Source organism: Aeromonas sp. 61P (assembly GCF_051919545.1).
Lineage (GTDB): Bacteria > Pseudomonadota > Gammaproteobacteria > Enterobacterales > Aeromonadaceae > Aeromonas > Aeromonas veronii.
The window spans coordinates 3291109-3307025 of record NZ_JBQBEL010000001.1; the positions used below are offsets into that span (position 1 = coordinate 3291109).

Below are 15917 nucleotides of genomic sequence, written 5' to 3' on the forward strand. Positions count from 1 at the left end.
CCATGACCGGAATCGCTGTGCTATCATCCCCCATTTGCTGCGGAGCCTTGCCATGATCACATCCCTGCTCAACCAATATTTTGGTTTCTCCGCACTCAGGCCAGGTCAGGAGGCGGTGATCAGCCGGGTGCTGGCTGGTCAGAGTGCCGCCGCCATCTTTCCCACCGGCTCCGGCAAGTCCCTCTGTTATCAACTGCCTGCCCTCGCCCTGCCTCACCTGACCCTGGTGATCTCGCCGCTGCTGGCGCTGATGCACGATCAACTCGCCTTCCTTAAAAGCAAGGGAATAAGCGCTGCTACCCTCGACTCAAGCCAGAGCCCGGAGGAGAGCCGACGAGTGATGCAGCAGGCGCTGGATGGACAGCTCAAGATCCTGATGATCTCGGTGGAGCGACTCAAGAATGAGCGCTTTCGCCGCTTTATCCAGCAAGTGCCGCTCTCGCTGATGGTCGTCGATGAGGCGCACTGTATCTCGGAGTGGGGCCACAACTTTCGCCCCGACTACCTCAAGCTGCCGAGCTATCGCCATGACCTGAAGATCCCACAGGTGTTGCTGCTGACGGCCACCGCCACACCGGCGGTGATTCAGGATATGCAGACCAAATTCGGCATCGCGCCGGAGGGGGTCGTGGTCACCGGTTTCTATCGCCCCAATCTTGATCTGGCCGTCATTCCCCTGTCGCCCGACGCGCGGGATAGCTGGCTCGCGCAGGAGTTGGCCAACGATCCGACGGCCCCCACCATCGTCTACGTCACCTTGCAACACACCGCCGAAGCCTGTGCCGAGCACCTCATTAGAGAAGGGATCAACGCCCGCGCCTATCATGCCGGACTCGACTCGGCGCTGCGCAGTCAGATCCAGCACGACTTCATGGCGGGCAAGGTGGACTGCATCGTCGCCACCATCGCCTTTGGCATGGGGATCGACAAAGCGGATATCCGGCGGGTCATTCACTACGATCTGCCAAAATCTATCGAGAACTACAGCCAGGAGATTGGCCGCGCCGGACGGGATGGCCAGCCATCGCGCTGTATCGTGCTGGCCAACCAGAGCCAGCTGCCGGTGCTGGAGAACTTCGTCTACGGCGATACGCCGGATTTGAGTGCCATCCTCCAGCTCCTTGCCATCATCAAGCAGAGCGGGAACGAGTGGGAATTCACCCTGCTGCGCCTATCCAACGACACCAATATACGCCAGTTGCCCCTTAAAACCCTGCTGGTCTATCTGGAGATGGCGGGCATCATCACCCCGGCCTACAGCTACTACGCAGATTACCGCTTCAAGTTTGTGCTGGATAAAGGCGAGATAGTGAGCCGCTTCAATCCGGAACGCCGCCAGTTTCTGGAGCAGCTGTTCGCCTGTGCCCCGCAAGCCCGCAGTTGGTGCACCATGGACTTTGACGCCCTCTGGCAGGGCTATCAGGGGGAGCGACAGCGGGCGGTTGCGGCGCTCGACTACCTGCAGCAGCAAGGCTGGATCGAGCTTGAAAGCAAGCAGATGACCGAGGTCTACCGGATCACCCGTCAGGAATGGGACAACGAGCAGGAAGCAAATGCCCTGCATGCCCTGTTCCTGCAAAAAGAGCAGAGTGAGCTGGCCAGACTGCAAGCCATGCTCGACTTTTTCACCTCAAGTGAGTGCCTGAGCCACCGCCTCGCCCGCTATTTTGCCGATGAGGTGGCGCCGGTTCATTGTGGCCACTGTTCGGTTTGTCGCGGCGAGGTGGCGCATCTCCCGCCCCTGCCCTCACTGACCATGCCAAACGAGGCGGGGATCCGCGCCTGGTGCGATCCGCTGATTACTAAAACCGGTTTCGTGGATGCTCGTGTTCTGGCCCGCTTCTTGTGCGGTATCGCCACACCGTTGACCAGCCGGGTTAAGGCCAAATCGCTGGCGGGCGCAGGCCAATTGGCCGCCCACCCGTTTGCCCGCGTCCTGGCGGCAGTGCAACAAGCCTACCCTTGCTAGATGAGTGCTGGCGGCGTCAATAGCCACCAGCAGAAACAAGCGTTTACAGACGCAGAAAAAGAAGACCCTCGCGGTTGCGAGGGTCAAGCCAACGGAAACGTGCTTAAACAGAGCTTGGTGAGGCAACAGTCAACTCTCTTGCTAAAGCGTCTTGCTGCTCACACATCGCCAATCTAGGGCACTCAAAATGTAGCGTCAATGTAAAAATTAGAGCCAAAACTCCAAACAAAGTAACTTACGTTGACGTTCACGTAATGACATTCTCATCCATAACCTCGCCAACCCGCAGCCCCATTGCCTTTCGTCAAACCCCTTAATCTTTTCGCAATAAGTTCCCTGTTTCCCATAAACATTTATTTTTTATGTCTTTGACATTTACCTCACTATCGTGGCAAAAATAATTTAACAGTCAGTAACATAGCGGTGTTGTTGACTGACCCTCCCCGCACAAGGATCGGGCAGGTTTCTTCAGAATTTAACCTATCAACCGTGATGGATTACTGGAGTCTGTTGACTAGGCTTTAAAAGCGCACAACACAAAAGCAGTCATCCACTTTTTTCAGGGTAAGCGACTATAACGAGGGCAAAGTTATGGGCATATTCGAGCATTACCAACAGCGATATGAAAAAGCGAGAGAAGAGGAATATACCATCCAGGAGTTCCTGGATATGTGTAAGCAGGACAAAGCCTGCTACGCCTCCGCAGCCGAACGTCTGCTGACCGCCATTGGTGAGCCGGAGATGGTAGACACCTCAGCCAACCCCAGACTGAGCCGACTCTTCTCCAACCGCGTCGTGGCACGCTATCCCGCCTTCAAGGATTTCTACGGGATGGAAGAGGCCATCGAACAGATCGTCTCCTACCTCAAACACTCCGCCCAGGGGCTGGAGGAGAAGAAACAGATCCTCTATCTGCTGGGCCCCGTTGGCGGCGGTAAATCCTCGCTGGCAGAGAAACTCAAATCCCTGATGCAGAAGGTACCCATCTATCGCATCAAGGGCTCACCGGTCAACGATCACCCCTTCTGCCTGTTCGACATCGAAGAGGATGGGGAGATCCTGGAAAAAGAGTACGGCATCCCGCGCCGCTACCTGCGTCCCATCATGTCCCCCTGGGTGGCAAAACGCCTGCACGAGTTTGGCGGCGACATCACCAAGTTCAAGGTGGAGAAGGTCAACCCTTCCATTCTCGATCAGATTGCCATCGCCAAAACGGAACCGGGCGATGACAACAACCAGGATATCTCCTCGCTGGTCGGCAAGGTCGACATCCGCATGCTGGAGCACTTCGCCCAGGATGACGCCGATGCCTACTCCTACTCAGGCGCGCTGTGTAAAGCGAACCAGGGGGTTATGGAGTTTGTGGAGATGTTCAAGGCGCCTATCAAAGTACTGCACCCGCTGCTGACAGCAACCCAGGAGGGTAACTACAACGGTACCGAAGGGCTCTCCGCACTCCCCTTTGACGGCATTCTGCTGGCCCACTCCAACGAATCCGAGTGGCAGCAGTTCCGCAACAACAAGAACAACGAGGCCTTCCTCGACCGGGTCTACATCGTCAAGGTGCCTTACTGCCTGCGCGTCTCGGAAGAGGTGAAGATCTACGAGAAACTGCTGATCAACAGCGAATTGACCGAGGCCAAATGCGCCCCGGGCACCCTCGAGCTGCTGGGCCAGTTCTCTGTGTTGTCACGGCTGAAAGAGCCGGAAAACTCCAGCATCTACTCCAAGATGCGGGTCTATGATGGCGAAAGTCTGAAGGACACCGATCCGAAGGCGAAGAGCTATCAGGAGTATCGCGACTACGCCGGTGTAGACGAAGGGATGAATGGTCTCTCTACCCGCTTTGCGTTCAAGATCCTCTCCCGCGTCTTCAACTTCGACCACGCGGAAGTGGCCGCCAACCCGGTGCACCTCTTCTATGTGCTGGAGCAGCAGATCGAGCGCGAACAGTTCCCGCAAGAGCTGCACGATCGCTACCTTGAGTTCATCAAGGGCTATCTGACCCCACGCTATGTGGAGTTCATCGGCAAGGAGATCCAGACCGCCTATCTCGAGTCCTACTCCGAGTACGGTCAGAACATCTTCGATCGCTACGTCACCTACGCCGACTTCTGGATCCAGGATCAGGAGTACCGTGACCCCGAAACCGGCCAGCTGTTTGACAGAGCGTCTCTCAACAGCGAGCTGGAGAAAATTGAAAAACCTGCCGGGATCAGCAACCCGAAAGATTTCCGCAACGAAATCGTCAACTTCGTGCTGCGTGCCCGGGCCAACAATGCAGGCCGTAACCCCAACTGGACCAGTTACGAGAAGCTGCGCACCGTGATCGAGAAGAAGATGTTCTCCAACACGGAAGAGCTGCTGCCGGTTATCTCCTTCAACAGCAAAACCTCGGCCGAGGAGCAGAAGAAGCACGATAACTTTGTCGAACGGATGATGGAGAAAGGCTACACCCGCAAACAGGTGCGACTGCTCTCCGAATGGTATCTCAGGGTACGCAAGTCATCCTGACCCTGACTGTTCAAGGGGGAGTTATGGCGCATTTTATCGACCGCAGGCTCAACGGCAAAAACAAAAGCGCTGTCAATCGGCAGCGCTTCATCCGCCGCTACAAGAAGCAGATAAAACAAGCGGTCTCGGATGCTGTCTCCAAGCGCAGCATTCAGGACGTAGACAAGGGCGAGAGCATCAGCATCCCGACCAAGGATATCGGCGAGCCCCATTTTCATCAGGGGCACGGTGGTAAACGGGAGATGGTGCATCCCGGCAATGATCAGTTCGTCTCCGGTGACAAGATTGACCGCCCCAAAGGAGGGGGCAGTGGACAGGGTTCCGGCGAGGGACAGGCATCCAATCAGGGTGAAGGGGCCGATGATTTCGTGTTCCAGATCTCCAAGGATGAGTATCTCGATCTGCTGTTTGAAGATCTGGAGCTGCCCAGGCTGCAGAAAACCCAGCTCAATCAGCTGATGGAGGTCAAAACCTATCGGGCGGGCTACACCTCAAACGGGGTGCCCGCCAACATCAACGTGGTGCGTTCCCTGCAAAATTCGCTGGCGCGGCGCATGGCGCTGCAAGCGGGCAAGAAACGCCAACTGCACGAACTGGAAGAGCGGCTGGCTCTGCTGGCCACCGATCCCAACGAGCACTTTGCCGAGATCGCCCTGCTCGAGAAGGAGATCAGGGAGCTGAAACGACGGATCGATGCGGTGCCGTTTATTGACACCTTCGATCTCAAATTCAACAACTTCGTCAAACGGCCCGTCCCCTCCAGCCAGGCGGTGATGTTCTGCCTGATGGACGTCTCGGGCTCCATGGATCAGGCCACCAAGGAGATGGCCAAGCGTTTCTATATCCTGCTCTATCTGTTCCTCAGCCGGACCTACAAGAACGTCGAGGTGGTCTATATCCGCCACCATACCCAGGCTAAGGAGGTGGACGAGCACGAGTTCTTCTACTCCCAGGAGACAGGCGGCACCATTGTCTCCAGCGCCCTCAAGATGATGAATGACATCATCAATGAGCGTTACCCCGCCAACCAGTGGAACATCTATGCGGCGCAGGCATCGGATGGTGACAACTGGGCTGATGACTCACCGCAGTGCCGTGAAATTCTGGCGCGGGACATCATGCCAAGGGTGAGGTACTACTCCTACATCGAGATCACCACCCGTGCCCACCAGACCCTGTGGCACGAATATGAGTCGGTAGCCAGCCAGTTCCCCCACTTTGCGATGGAGCACATTCGCAAGGTCGAGGATATCTATCCGGTGTTCCGCGAGCTGTTCAAGAAACAAGCGGCGTGAGGAGGTCACATGATCGAAACAGAAAAACGTGTAGCGCCACTGGATGACGGACCAGACTGGAACTTCGATCTGCTGGAGACCTATCACCAGGAGATCGCCCGGGTCGCCCGTTTCTACAAGCTGGACACCTACCCCAATCAGATCGAGGTGATCACCGCCGAGCAGATGATGGATGCCTACTCCAGCGTCGGCATGCCCATCGGCTATCAGCACTGGTCGTTCGGCAAGCGCTTTATCCATACCGAGCGCAACTACAAGCGCGGCCAGATGGGGCTGGCCTACGAGATCGTCATCAATTCCGATCCCTGTATCGCCTACCTGATGGAGGAGAACACCATGCCGATGCAGGCGCTGGTGATGGCCCACGCCTGCTACGGTCATAACTCCTTCTTCAAGAACAACTACCTGTTCAAGGCCTGGACCGATGCCTCATCTATCATCGACTACCTGCTGTTTGCCAAGAACTACATCACCCAGTGTGAAGAGAAGCATGGCATTGAGGCGGTGGAACAACTGCTCGACTCCTGCCATGCCCTGATGAACTTCGGGGTGGATCGCTACAAGCGTCCCCAGAAGATCTCGATGGCTGAGGAGAAGCGGCGTCAGAAGGCGCGGGAAGATTATCTGCAGACTCAGGTCAACGAGCTGTGGCGAACCCTGCCCAAACAGCATAAAGCGGCTGGCGTGGAGGACAGGCGCTACCCCGCAGAGCCCCAGGAGAACATTCTCTACTTCATCGAGAAGAATGCTCCCTTGCTGGAGCCCTGGCAGCGGGAAGTGGTGCGCATCGTGCGCAAGATCAGCCAGTATTTCTATCCGCAAAAGCAGACCCAGGTGATGAACGAGGGGTGGGCCACCTTCTGGCACTACACCATCCTCAATCACCTCTATGACGAGGGCAAGCTGAGCGATCGCTTCATGATGGAGGTGCTGCACAGCCACACCAACGTGGTCTATCAACCTGCTTACAACAGTCGCTACTACTCGGGGATCAACCCTTATGCGCTGGGGTTTGCCATGTTTACCGACCTGCGCCGCATCTGCGAGAACCCGACCGAGGAAGATAGATACTGGTTCCCCGACTATGCCGGCAGCAACTGGGTCGACACCCTCCACTTTGCCATGCAGAATTTCAAGGACGAGAGCTTTATCAGCCAGTTCCTCAGTCCCAAAGTGATGCGGGATATGAAGCTGTTCGCCATTGATGACGACGATCTGAAGAACTATCTGAAGGTCTCTGCCATCCACAATGACGAGGGGTACCGTCAGGTGCGCAATACCCTGTCGGCCCAGTACAACCTGAGCAATCTGGAGCCCAATATTCAGGTGTACAACGTCGCCGTGAAGGGGGATCGCTCCCTCACCCTGCGCTATGTGCCCCACAACCGCATTCCCCTTGGCGACTCTCGCCATGAGGTGCTCAAACACCTCCATCAACTGTGGGGATTCGATGTGGTGCTGGAGCAGGATAACGGCGAGCTGCCGCCCGATATTATCGGCCGCTGCCCGGAGCGCAAACCGGGGATCTGACCCGTGACGTGATATCTCGACGGCCCACTTCGGTGGGCCGTTTTTTTATCAGCTTTCGCCTCTGCCTGCATCATCGCAGCACAACCTGAATAAATCACAACATAGAAAGAGGCCCGCACTGTATGCGGGCCTCTTTGTCTTGCAGTTAATCTGCAGCGGCTATCAGTAGAAGGTCTGCTGCTCTGCGGCCATCGCCTTGAGACGTGCACAGGGGGCGAACCGATCACCATGGCGCTTCTGGTAATACTCCAGACGGCCAACCAGATGATCAATTCCTAAGGTGTCCATGTAGCGGAACGGGCCGCCAAGGAAAGGCGGGAAACCGATGCCGAAGATGGCCCCGATATCGCCATCACGGGCCGAGGCCACCACACCGCTATCCAGCGCCATCGCCGCTTCGTTGAGCATCAGCAGCACGCAGCGCTCGGCGATTTCCTGACGAGCCAGCTTGGCAGACGGCTTGATGCCGAGCACGCCATAGACGCTCTCGTCCACCGTCTTCTTGCCCTCTTTGCCAGTCAGCTTGTTGCGCGGTGCCGCCTTGCCATAGAGATAGAAGCCCTTGCCGTTCTTGCGTCCCTTGCGATCATTTTGCAGCAGCTTGTCAAACGCCTTGGGCGCCTGGAACTGCTCGCCGCCCAGCTCTTTCTCGAGAATGGGGGAGATCTTGGCGCCCACATCGATCCCCACCTCATCGAGCAAGGTGATGGGGCCAACCGGGAAGCCAAAGTCCAGCAGCGCGCTATCCAGCACCTCCACCGGCTCCCCTTCCAGCACCAGTCTTGCCGCCTCATTCATGTAGGGCGCCAGGATGCGGTTGACGTAGAAACCGGCTTCGTCCTTCACCACGATGGGGGTTTTGCCCTGGGCGCGGGCAAAAGCCAGGGTGGTAGCGACCGTCTCGGCACTGGTGCCAGCGTGGGGGATTATCTCCGCCAGCGGCATCTTGTCCACCGGGCTGAAGTAGTGCAGCCCCACGACTCGCTCTGGGTGCGCCGCCTCTGCCGCAATCTGGTTAATGGGCAGGGAGGAGGTGTTGGAGGCAAACACTGTGTGCTCACCGCACTCACGCTCCACGTCCTTCACCATCTGGTGTTTGAGATTGAGATCTTCAAACACCGCCTCCACCACCATGTCGACCCGGTGGAAACCGGAGTAGTCGAGGGTGCCGGTCAACAGGCTCATCTGCTTTTCCAGCTCGCTGCGCAGAATGTGACGACGCTTGAGCTTCTTGGCCAGAATGTCATAGCTGTAGCGCATGGCATTACCGATGCCACTACTTGCCACATCCTTGATCCGCACCGGCACGCCCGCCTTGGTAGCGGTGACGAACGCAATGCCGCCCCCCATCAGACCACCGCCCAGCACGGCCGCGTGGCCCACCTTGCGCGGCTCGGCCCCCTGATAGGTGACCTCTTTCTTCATCTCGGTGGTGGCAAAGAAGATGGAACGCAGAGCGGCAGACTCAGCCGTCATCACCAGCTCGCCAAAGTGGCGGGATTCGGCGGCCAGACCGGCCTTCATCCCCTCCTCCACGCCTATGCGCACCACCTCGAGGATCCGCTCCGGCGCCGGGTAGTTGCCACGGGTCTTGGCTTTCACCCCCTTGCTGGCTTGATCGAACAGCACCTTGCGACCCAGCTTGTTGGTCTCCAGCACCTTGCCCTGCAGATCCCGTTTCAACTGATGGCGCGGTTTGCCCTTCTTGGCCAGCTTGATAGCGGCATCCAACAGGATGGAAGGGGGCACCACATCGTCCACCAGCCCCAATTTCTTGGCCTGTTTGGCGCGAACCTGCTTGCCGGTCAGCATCAGATCCAGCGCCTTGGCCACTCCGATAAGGCGCGGCAGACGCTGGGTACCGCCAGAGCCCGGCAGCAGACCGAGCTGCACTTCCGGCAATCCCAGCACAGATTTTCCGTGATCGGTCACCACCCGACCATGGCAGGCCAGCGCCAGCTCCAGCCCGCCACCGAGGCAGGGGCCGTGAATGGCGGCGATCACCGGAATGGTCAGCCCCTCGATCTCGGCAAAGATCTCCTGCCCTTCTCGCGACAGGGTCTCGGCATCCTTGGCACTGGTGCAGGCGGCCAGCATGGTAATGTCAGCGCCGGCAATGAAGGAGTCCTTTTTGCCGGAGGTGACCACCAGACCGATCAAATCCTTGTTGCGTTTCACTTCGGCCAGCACGGTGCGGATCTCCTCCACAAAGGCGGCCTTGAGGGTATTCATGCTCTCGCCCGGCACATCCATGGTGAGGATGCCGATGCCATCTTTGCGAACATCCAGGGAAAAAGTCTTAGCGCTCATCATTCAACCTCCAACACCATAGCCACGCCCAATCCACCCGCCGCACAAGCGGTGTTGAGCCCCAATCCCCCGCCGCGACGACGCAGCTCGTGCAGGGTCTGGGTGATCATCCGCGCACCGGTCGCGGCAAAGGGGTGGCCATAGGCCAGCGAACCGCCGAGGACGTTGAATTTCTCCATGTCCACCTCGCCAATGGCCTGATCGCGGCCCAGCTTGTCACGGGCAAACTCGTGGCTTGCGAACATCTTGAGGTTGGCCAGAGTCTGGGCGGCAAAGGCTTCGTGCATGTCGATCAGGGTGAGATCACCGAGCGTGATACCGGCTCTGTCCAGCGCCAGCGGCGTGGCATAGGAGGGCCCCATCAGCATGTCCTGCCACACATCGATGGCCGAGAAGGCGAAGCTGCGGATAAAACCCAACGGTTCGAGTCCCAGCTCTTTCGCGCGACCTTCCCGCATCAGCAACACAGCAGCGGCGCCATCGGTCAGCGGCGTGGCGTTGGCTGCAGTGACTGTGCCATGAACCCGGTCAAACACCGGTTTGAGCTTGGCGTAACTCGCGAGATCCGAGCTTTCACGGATATTGTTGTCCCGCTCCAGCGGCGACTTGTAAGGCGGCACATGGGCGGTAAACACCTCGCCGCTGAGCTTGCCATCTGCCCAAGCCTGCGCGGCCAGGGTGTGGGAGCGATGAGCCAGCGCATCTTGCGCCTCGCGGCTGATCTGGTGACTCTTGGCCATCTGCTCGGCGGTCTGCCCCATGGAGAGGCCAGTAGAGTATTCCGCCACGGCAGGCGGCACCGGCAGCAGATCCTTGACCCGCAGCTGACGCAGAATATTGAAGCGCTGCTGCAGATTGCGCGCCTTGTTGAGATCCACCAGGGCTCGGGCCAGCTTCTTGCTCACTCCGATAGGTAGTACGGAGGAGGAGTCAGCACCGCCGGCGATGGCGATATCTACCGTACCGGCCATGATGGATTCGGTGACATTGGCCACCGCCTGAAAACTGGTGGCGCAGGCGCGAGAGACGCTATAGGCATCGGTATTGACGCTCATGCCGGTACCGAGCACGATCTCTCGAGCAATGTTGGGGGCTTCCGGCATCTGAACCACCTGACCAAACACCAGCTGGTCGATAAGCTTGGGATCGAGATCGGTACGGGCAAGCATTTCGCTCACCACCAGTTTGCCGAGATCGACTGCAGGCACACCATGAAAGGCGGTGGCCTGCTTGGCAAAGGGGGTACGCAGCCCCGCCACGACGGCAATCCGTTCGCCCTGGCGAGTCGTCAGTTTCAATGGCTGTTTCATCCTGGCTCCTTGGTTTAAAAGGCAGAGGTCTGACCTCATTGCGCCACATATTAACAATCCAATCACAAGTTTCATACAGCTGATTGAAACTAAATTAAGCGCGGCAAGGCCCCTTTGCTCGCCCTTGGGAAGCAACTGGAGTATAAAAAGATCAACTTCCATAAAAACAACGGGTTTATCACATGGCAGCGGCCGAGTTCAGAGCACTTAGGGACTATCTTGGCAGTCAGATCCTGGGGCAGGAGGAGCTAATAGAAGGGCTCCTGATTGCCCTGTTATGTGAAGGACATGTGTTAATCGAAGGGGCCCCCGGGCTGGCCAAAACCCGCGCCGTCAAGGCGCTCGCTGGCGCCGTCGAGGGACGCTTTGCCCGTATCCAGTTTACCCCCGACCTGCTTCCCGCCGATCTCACCGGCAGTGAGGTGTTTCACCCGCAGGATGCCAGTTTTGTATTCCAACCGGGCCCCCTGTTCAATCATCTGGTGCTGGCGGACGAGATCAACCGGGCGCCAGCCAAGGTACAATCAGCGCTGCTGGAAGCCATGGCCGAACACCAGATCACCGTGGGCAAAAAGAGCTGGCGGCTGCCACCCCTCTTTATGGTGGCCGCCACCCAGAACCCCATCGAGCAGGAGGGTACCTATCCCCTGCCGGAAGCCCAGCTCGACCGCTTTCTGCTCAAGTTAATGGTGGACTACCCGAGCCCCACCATGGAGCTGGCCATCCTCCAGCTCAACGCCAGCGGCGAACTGCTTGGTGCGGCGCCGGTGACCCTGAGCCAGACCACCTTGCAACGAGCCCGCAGCGAAGTGCTGGCGGTGGCCATGCAAAGCCGACTGGAGCACTATCTGGTGGAGCTGGTCTGCGCTACCCGCCCGGGCAGTGGCCTGTGCCCTGCCCTTGAGCCATTGATTGTCGTGGGGGCAAGCCCCCGCGCCACACTTGGGCTGGCTCGCTCCGCCCGCGCCCGCGCCTGGCTCGCCGGACGAGATTATGTGCTGCCGGAAGATATCCAGCTGCAAGCCTATCCGGTGCTGCGCCATCGCCTTATTCCCAGCTATCAGGCATTGGCCGACAATCTGGATAACGATATCCTGATCGCTCAACTGCTGGATCAGGTGCCATGCCCCTAGAACCCGGTCTGCATCCCGACATCGCCATGTCACTGCCACGGCTGCTCAATATCCGGCTCTGGGCCAAGGCCAGGAAGCCACCTCACGCAGGCAGAAGCAGCAGCGAACGCGGCAAACCGGGCCGCTCTCCCGGACTCACGTTTCGGGAGCTGCGCGCCTATCAGGCTGGTGACGAGGTACGCCATATCGACTGGCGAGTGACGGCGCGCCTCGGTCGTCCCTATACCCGTCTTTATAGCGAGGAGCTCGATCAGGCGCACTGGCTGCTGCTCGATCTCTCTCCCGCCATGTATTTCGGCTCTACGCTGCAGCTCAAGGCGCGCCTGGGGTGCGAGCTGGCAGCAGCCCTGCTCTGGCAAGGGGAGAAGCAGCACAACACCTTGATCTACCACGGGCTTATCCCCCATCACCAGAGCCAGCGCGGCAGCGTGCTGCCCCTGCTCGAATCCCTCTGCCATCACTATCAGCAAGGACTGGCCCGCCGGGCGCTTTCTCACTCGCTGGCCGACACCTTATCCGGCGTCAAGCTGCCTCACGGTGCCAAGCTGACGATCATCACCGATCACCGACCCTGCGAGTCGGCGCTCTGTCAGCAATTGCAGCTGCTCTCCCGTCGCCACGATATCCACTATTGGCAGATCCGTGACCCCCTCGAGGCAGCCCTTCCCTCTGATGGCCAACTGCCAGTGACCATTGATCGGCCAGGGCAACACTATCAGGGCTGGCTGGATGGGGGCCATGCCGGTTTCTCCCGCCGCTACCAGCAAGCTGCCGAACAGCAACTGGCCCACGGCAAGCAGCAGTTGCTGCCGCTGGTGCAGCGCCTCTATCTGCTCGATAACGGCCAGACGCTGCAACAACAGTGGCAGGAGGGGTTATGTCATCAGAGATGAGCTCGCCCACCGAACTCGACAACGCCAGTCCCGCCTCCGAGGCCATCACTCCGCCGCTGGCCGCCCTGATGCGAGACATCCACCCGGGGCCGGATCTGATTGAACAGAGTCTTGACCCCAGAGTGCAGGCGCTATTGTGGCTATTGATCACAGCGTTATTGCTGCTGCTGATCGTCCTGATTGCCCGCAGGGTGATACGTTACCGCCGCTGGTGTCGTCAGCTGGAGGGAGAGCCGGCACTGCTGGTGGCACGCATACAGGAGGCCCTGCGTCATGAAGCACTGCAACGTTGGCCCGAGGCGCGCCAGCTGCAGGGAGAGGCGTGGCTCGCCTTCGTCGATCGTCACGGGGACAGCAATTTCAGCCAGTTCTCATCTCACTGGAGCAGTTGGCTCTATGGCAGCCAGAACCCGACTCGCGAGCAGTGTGAACAGCTTCGGCAACATTATCGCCGTTGGGGTCAAACCCTCTTCTTCCAACTTCCCCCCCGCTCGGGGCGTAAAGCCGGACGGAGGCATCCATGATCCTGGCCTGGCCCTGGTTTGCGCTGGCGCTGGTGCTCCCCTTGCTGGTGCGCTTCGGCTTGCCACCCCTGCGCCGCGGCTATCTGGCTCACCCCGGGTTTGCGCTGCTGCGCCCCCACGCCGGATTGCCGCTCTGGCGCGCCATGCTGCTCTGGTGCGCCCTTATCCTCGCCCTCTGCCGCCCCCAGTGGTGGGGGGAACCGGTGCTCCAATATGAAGGGAGTCGGGATCTGCTGCTGGCAGTGGATCTGTCAGACAGCATGCGCACCCCTGATATGCTCGATAACGGCGAGCAGCAAGCGCGGCTGACGGCGGTGCGTCAGCAGATCAAAACGCTGATCGCCAAACGGGCCGGAGACAGGGTGGGCCTCATCGTCTTTGCCGATCACGCCTACCTGCTCTCTCCCCTCACTCAGGAGATCCCGGCGCTGTTGACCTTGAGCGACGAGCTCGATTTTGATCTGGTCGGCCGAACCACCGCCCTTGGCGAGGCGATCCAGCTGGCACGTCAGCATGGGGATCCTGGTCGCCCCACCGCCCTGCTGCTGGTCACTGATGGCCGCAATACCGCAGGCAATGCCGACCCGCTGCAGGAGGCCAAACTCGCCGCAGCGCAGGGAATACGGATCTACACGCTGGGGGTCGGGGCCGATCCCGATACCTTTATCCAACCCTATGATGAGGCAGGCAGCGGTCAGGCCGATCCCAGCAGCGAACTGGACGAACCGCTCCTGAAAGAGCTGGCAAAAACAGGACAGGGGCGCTATTTCAGGGCGCGAACCCAAAGCGATCTCGATGCCATCAATGCGACCCTCAATACCCTTGAACCTGCCCCCATGCCGATTGCCCAGTACCAGCCGGTGATAGAGCTCTACCCCTGGCCGTTGGCACTGCTTTGTGGCTTGCTGCTTCTGCCATCAGGACACGGCAGACTGGAGTTTCGCATGGTGCGTAACTGGCTGGCACGAGGCGCGCGCAAATGGAGCTGATCTTGCTCCGCCCCCTGTGGCTGATCGCACTCATCCCCTGGCTCTGGCAAGGGTGGCACCGTCGTCGCCAGCCCCCGCTGCTCGCACCTGCGATGCAGGCTTATCTGCTGCCAGCCTCCCGTCCTCAGCGCCCCTGGCTCTGGCTGGCAACCCTGCCCGTGATTTTGGCCCTGAGTGGTCCCGCACTGCGCGGTGAGCTGCAACAGCAGCCTGCGGCACCGCTCGATATCTGGCTGCTCGACTTGTCACGCTCGATGACCGCCACCGATCTCAAACCGGATCGGGCAACCCGGGTCAGATGGCAATTACAGCAGCTGCTGAGCCGCGCCAAGGGCGAGCGCATTGCGCTGATCCTCTACGCAGGCGATGCCTACCTCGCCATGCCGCCCACTCGGGATCATCAAGCCCTTTCGCTGCTACTGCCCGACTTGCGCCCCGATATCATGCCGCTGCAGGGCAGCAACCCGGCACGGGCGGTGGCACTTGCCATGAAGCAGCTGGCCCCTGGAGAACAAGCGCGTCTGCTGCTGATCACCGACGACCTCACCCGGAATCAGATGACCCAAATCGCCGCCCTGTGGCCCTGCCAGCAACGCCTTCTCTGCCGCGACACCCAGTCAGCACGCCTCGATATTCTGCTCGCCAGCAGTGGTCAACCGGCCCCCATGCCCGCCATTCCGGCCAATGAGTTGGGATTTGCCGCCCGCATGCCCGCGCAGTTGCCCGCCCCCGATAGTCAGGCCATTGCCGCACTGGCCAACCGTCTCGGCGGTGAGCTGCAGTGGCTTGCCAGTGATGTCCCCCGCTTTGCACCGCTGCCCACCACTACCTCGGCCCTCACCCCGGCGCCACTGGATCTTGGCCCCTGGTTGCTAATCCCCTTGTTACCGCTCGCCTTGCTGGCCAGAGTCGGCGTCCGGTTGATGGTGGCGCTGATGGTGGGAATTCAGCTGCTTGCGCCGCAAGATCTGCAAGCAGCAGAGAAGGGAGATCTGCAAGCGATGCAGGCTTATCAAGAGGGGGATTTTCAACGGGCTGCCCGCACCTTCAACGATCCTGTCTGGCGCGGCAACGCCTGGTATCGAGCTGGTGCCTACCGGCAAGCCATCGCAGCCTATCAGGAAGCAGCGAGCGCCACCGCCTACTACAACCGCGGCAATGCCCTGTTGCAACTGGGGGAGTTTGCGGCCGCCAAAGAGGCCTATCTGGTCGCTCTGGCACTGGAGCCCGGCCATGAAGATGCGCTCTATAACCTCTCTCTGTTGCAAGGCGGTGCGGCCGCCGCTCCCGATACCAGCATCAGCAAGCAACCCAAGCCATCGGCAGCTCAGCAGGCAGCAGCAATGCCCCTGCCCCCCTCTCCCCCGGTGTTGCTGCTGGAGCAGCGACTGCGCAAAGAGGCACTACGCCGGGATCTGATCAAGGTGGAGGAGCCCTGGTGACACGGGCA

11 protein-coding genes are annotated in these 15917 nt (G+C 59.5%); 9 read left to right on the forward strand and 2 right to left on the reverse strand.

The genetic code is table 11. The annotated features are described in order from the left end of the window. Nucleotides 1-52 precede the first annotated feature (52 nt). From ACTG2O_RS15585 to ACTG2O_RS15600, 4 genes are all read left to right on the forward strand, one after another. A complete protein-coding gene (locus ACTG2O_RS15585; protein WP_019445119.1) occupies nt 53-1969 on the forward strand; it encodes a RecQ family ATP-dependent DNA helicase in 1917 nt (638 codons plus the stop codon). Nucleotides 1970-2560: 591 nt separating this feature from the next. Continuing rightward, nucleotides 2561-4483 (forward strand): PrkA family serine protein kinase, encoded by a 1923-nt coding sequence (locus ACTG2O_RS15590; protein ID WP_005333223.1) that lies wholly within the window; start codon nt 2561-2563, stop codon nt 4481-4483. Nucleotides 4484-4506: 23 nt separating this feature from the next. Further along, nucleotides 4507-5778 carry a YeaH/YhbH family protein gene (locus tag ACTG2O_RS15595; RefSeq protein WP_427245444.1) on the forward strand — a complete coding sequence of 424 codons (1272 nt, stop codon included), beginning with the start codon at nt 4507-4509 and terminating at the stop codon, nt 5776-5778. Nucleotides 5779-5787: 9 nt separating this feature from the next. Next, nucleotides 5788-7308 carry a SpoVR family protein gene (locus ACTG2O_RS15600; RefSeq protein ID WP_040065652.1) on the forward strand — a complete coding sequence of 507 codons (1521 nt, stop codon included), beginning with the start codon at nt 5788-5790 and terminating at the stop codon, nt 7306-7308. 162 nt (nt 7309-7470) lie between these two features. On the opposite strand, the gene fadJ is transcribed toward ACTG2O_RS15600, so the two are convergent. After that, entirely contained in the window at nt 7471-9618 is a 2148-nt protein-coding gene (gene fadJ, locus ACTG2O_RS15605) for a fatty acid oxidation complex subunit alpha FadJ (RefSeq protein WP_439976283.1), read from the reverse strand. After that, complete coding sequence (fadI, locus tag ACTG2O_RS15610) at nt 9618-10928, reverse strand: acetyl-CoA C-acyltransferase FadI (protein WP_139476671.1); 1311 nt, start codon at nt 10926-10928, stop codon at nt 9618-9620. The genes fadJ and fadI overlap by 1 nt, the downstream gene beginning before the upstream one ends. Before the next feature lie 182 nt (nt 10929-11110). Here fadI and ACTG2O_RS15615 point away from each other — a divergent pair, with 182 nt between their 5' ends. Genes ACTG2O_RS15615 through ACTG2O_RS15635 form a run of 5 tightly spaced genes read left to right on the forward strand, consistent with a single transcriptional unit; the run spans nt 11111 to nt 15909 of the window. Further along, nucleotides 11111-12061 (forward strand): AAA family ATPase, encoded by a 951-nt coding sequence (locus ACTG2O_RS15615; protein ID WP_439976284.1) that lies wholly within the window; start codon nt 11111-11113, stop codon nt 12059-12061. Next, nucleotides 12052-12954, forward strand: a complete 903-nt coding sequence (locus ACTG2O_RS15620) for a DUF58 domain-containing protein (RefSeq protein ID WP_439976285.1) — start codon at nt 12052-12054, stop codon at nt 12952-12954. Before ACTG2O_RS15615 ends, ACTG2O_RS15620 begins: the two co-directional genes overlap by 10 nt. Further along, nucleotides 12939-13478 (forward strand): DUF4381 domain-containing protein, encoded by a 540-nt coding sequence (locus ACTG2O_RS15625; protein WP_439976286.1) that lies wholly within the window; start codon nt 12939-12941, stop codon nt 13476-13478. Before ACTG2O_RS15620 ends, ACTG2O_RS15625 begins: the two co-directional genes overlap by 16 nt. Then, nucleotides 13475-14467: a VWA domain-containing protein gene (locus ACTG2O_RS15630; RefSeq protein WP_439976287.1), complete on the forward strand. Its 993-nt coding sequence runs from the start codon at nt 13475-13477 to the stop codon at nt 14465-14467. The genes ACTG2O_RS15625 and ACTG2O_RS15630 overlap by 4 nt, the downstream gene beginning before the upstream one ends. Continuing rightward, nucleotides 14458-15909 (forward strand): VWA domain-containing protein, encoded by a 1452-nt coding sequence (locus tag ACTG2O_RS15635; RefSeq protein WP_439976288.1) that lies wholly within the window; start codon nt 14458-14460, stop codon nt 15907-15909. Before ACTG2O_RS15630 ends, ACTG2O_RS15635 begins: the two co-directional genes overlap by 10 nt. The last annotated feature ends 8 nt before the right edge of the window (nt 15910-15917 follow it).

What these genes read in the sequence shown, in the direction of transcription:
- ACTG2O_RS15625 (WP_439976286.1), top strand. Translation starts at nt 12,939, where the DNA reads ATGTCATCAGAGATGAGCTCGCCCACCGAACTCGACAACGCCAGTCCC.
- ACTG2O_RS15635 (WP_439976288.1), top strand. Translation starts at nt 14,458, where the DNA reads ATGGAGCTGATCTTGCTCCGCCCCCTGTGGCTGATCGCACTCATCCCC.
- ACTG2O_RS15590 (WP_005333223.1), top strand. Translation starts at nt 2,561, where the DNA reads ATGGGCATATTCGAGCATTACCAACAGCGATATGAAAAAGCGAGAGAA.
- ACTG2O_RS15615 (WP_439976284.1), top strand. Translation starts at nt 11,111, where the DNA reads ATGGCAGCGGCCGAGTTCAGAGCACTTAGGGACTATCTTGGCAGTCAG.
- ACTG2O_RS15600 (WP_040065652.1), top strand. Translation starts at nt 5,788, where the DNA reads ATGATCGAAACAGAAAAACGTGTAGCGCCACTGGATGACGGACCAGAC.
- ACTG2O_RS15595 (WP_427245444.1), top strand. Translation starts at nt 4,507, where the DNA reads ATGGCGCATTTTATCGACCGCAGGCTCAACGGCAAAAACAAAAGCGCT.
- ACTG2O_RS15630 (WP_439976287.1), top strand. Translation starts at nt 13,475, where the DNA reads ATGATCCTGGCCTGGCCCTGGTTTGCGCTGGCGCTGGTGCTCCCCTTG.
- ACTG2O_RS15620 (WP_439976285.1), top strand. Translation starts at nt 12,052, where the DNA reads ATGCCCCTAGAACCCGGTCTGCATCCCGACATCGCCATGTCACTGCCA.
- ACTG2O_RS15585 (WP_019445119.1), top strand. Translation starts at nt 53, where the DNA reads ATGATCACATCCCTGCTCAACCAATATTTTGGTTTCTCCGCACTCAGG.
- fadI (WP_139476671.1), bottom strand. Translation starts at nt 10,928, where the DNA reads ATGAAACAGCCATTGAAACTGACGACTCGCCAGGGCGAACGGATTGCC.
- fadJ (WP_439976283.1), bottom strand. Translation starts at nt 9,618, where the DNA reads ATGAGCGCTAAGACTTTTTCCCTGGATGTTCGCAAAGATGGCATCGGC.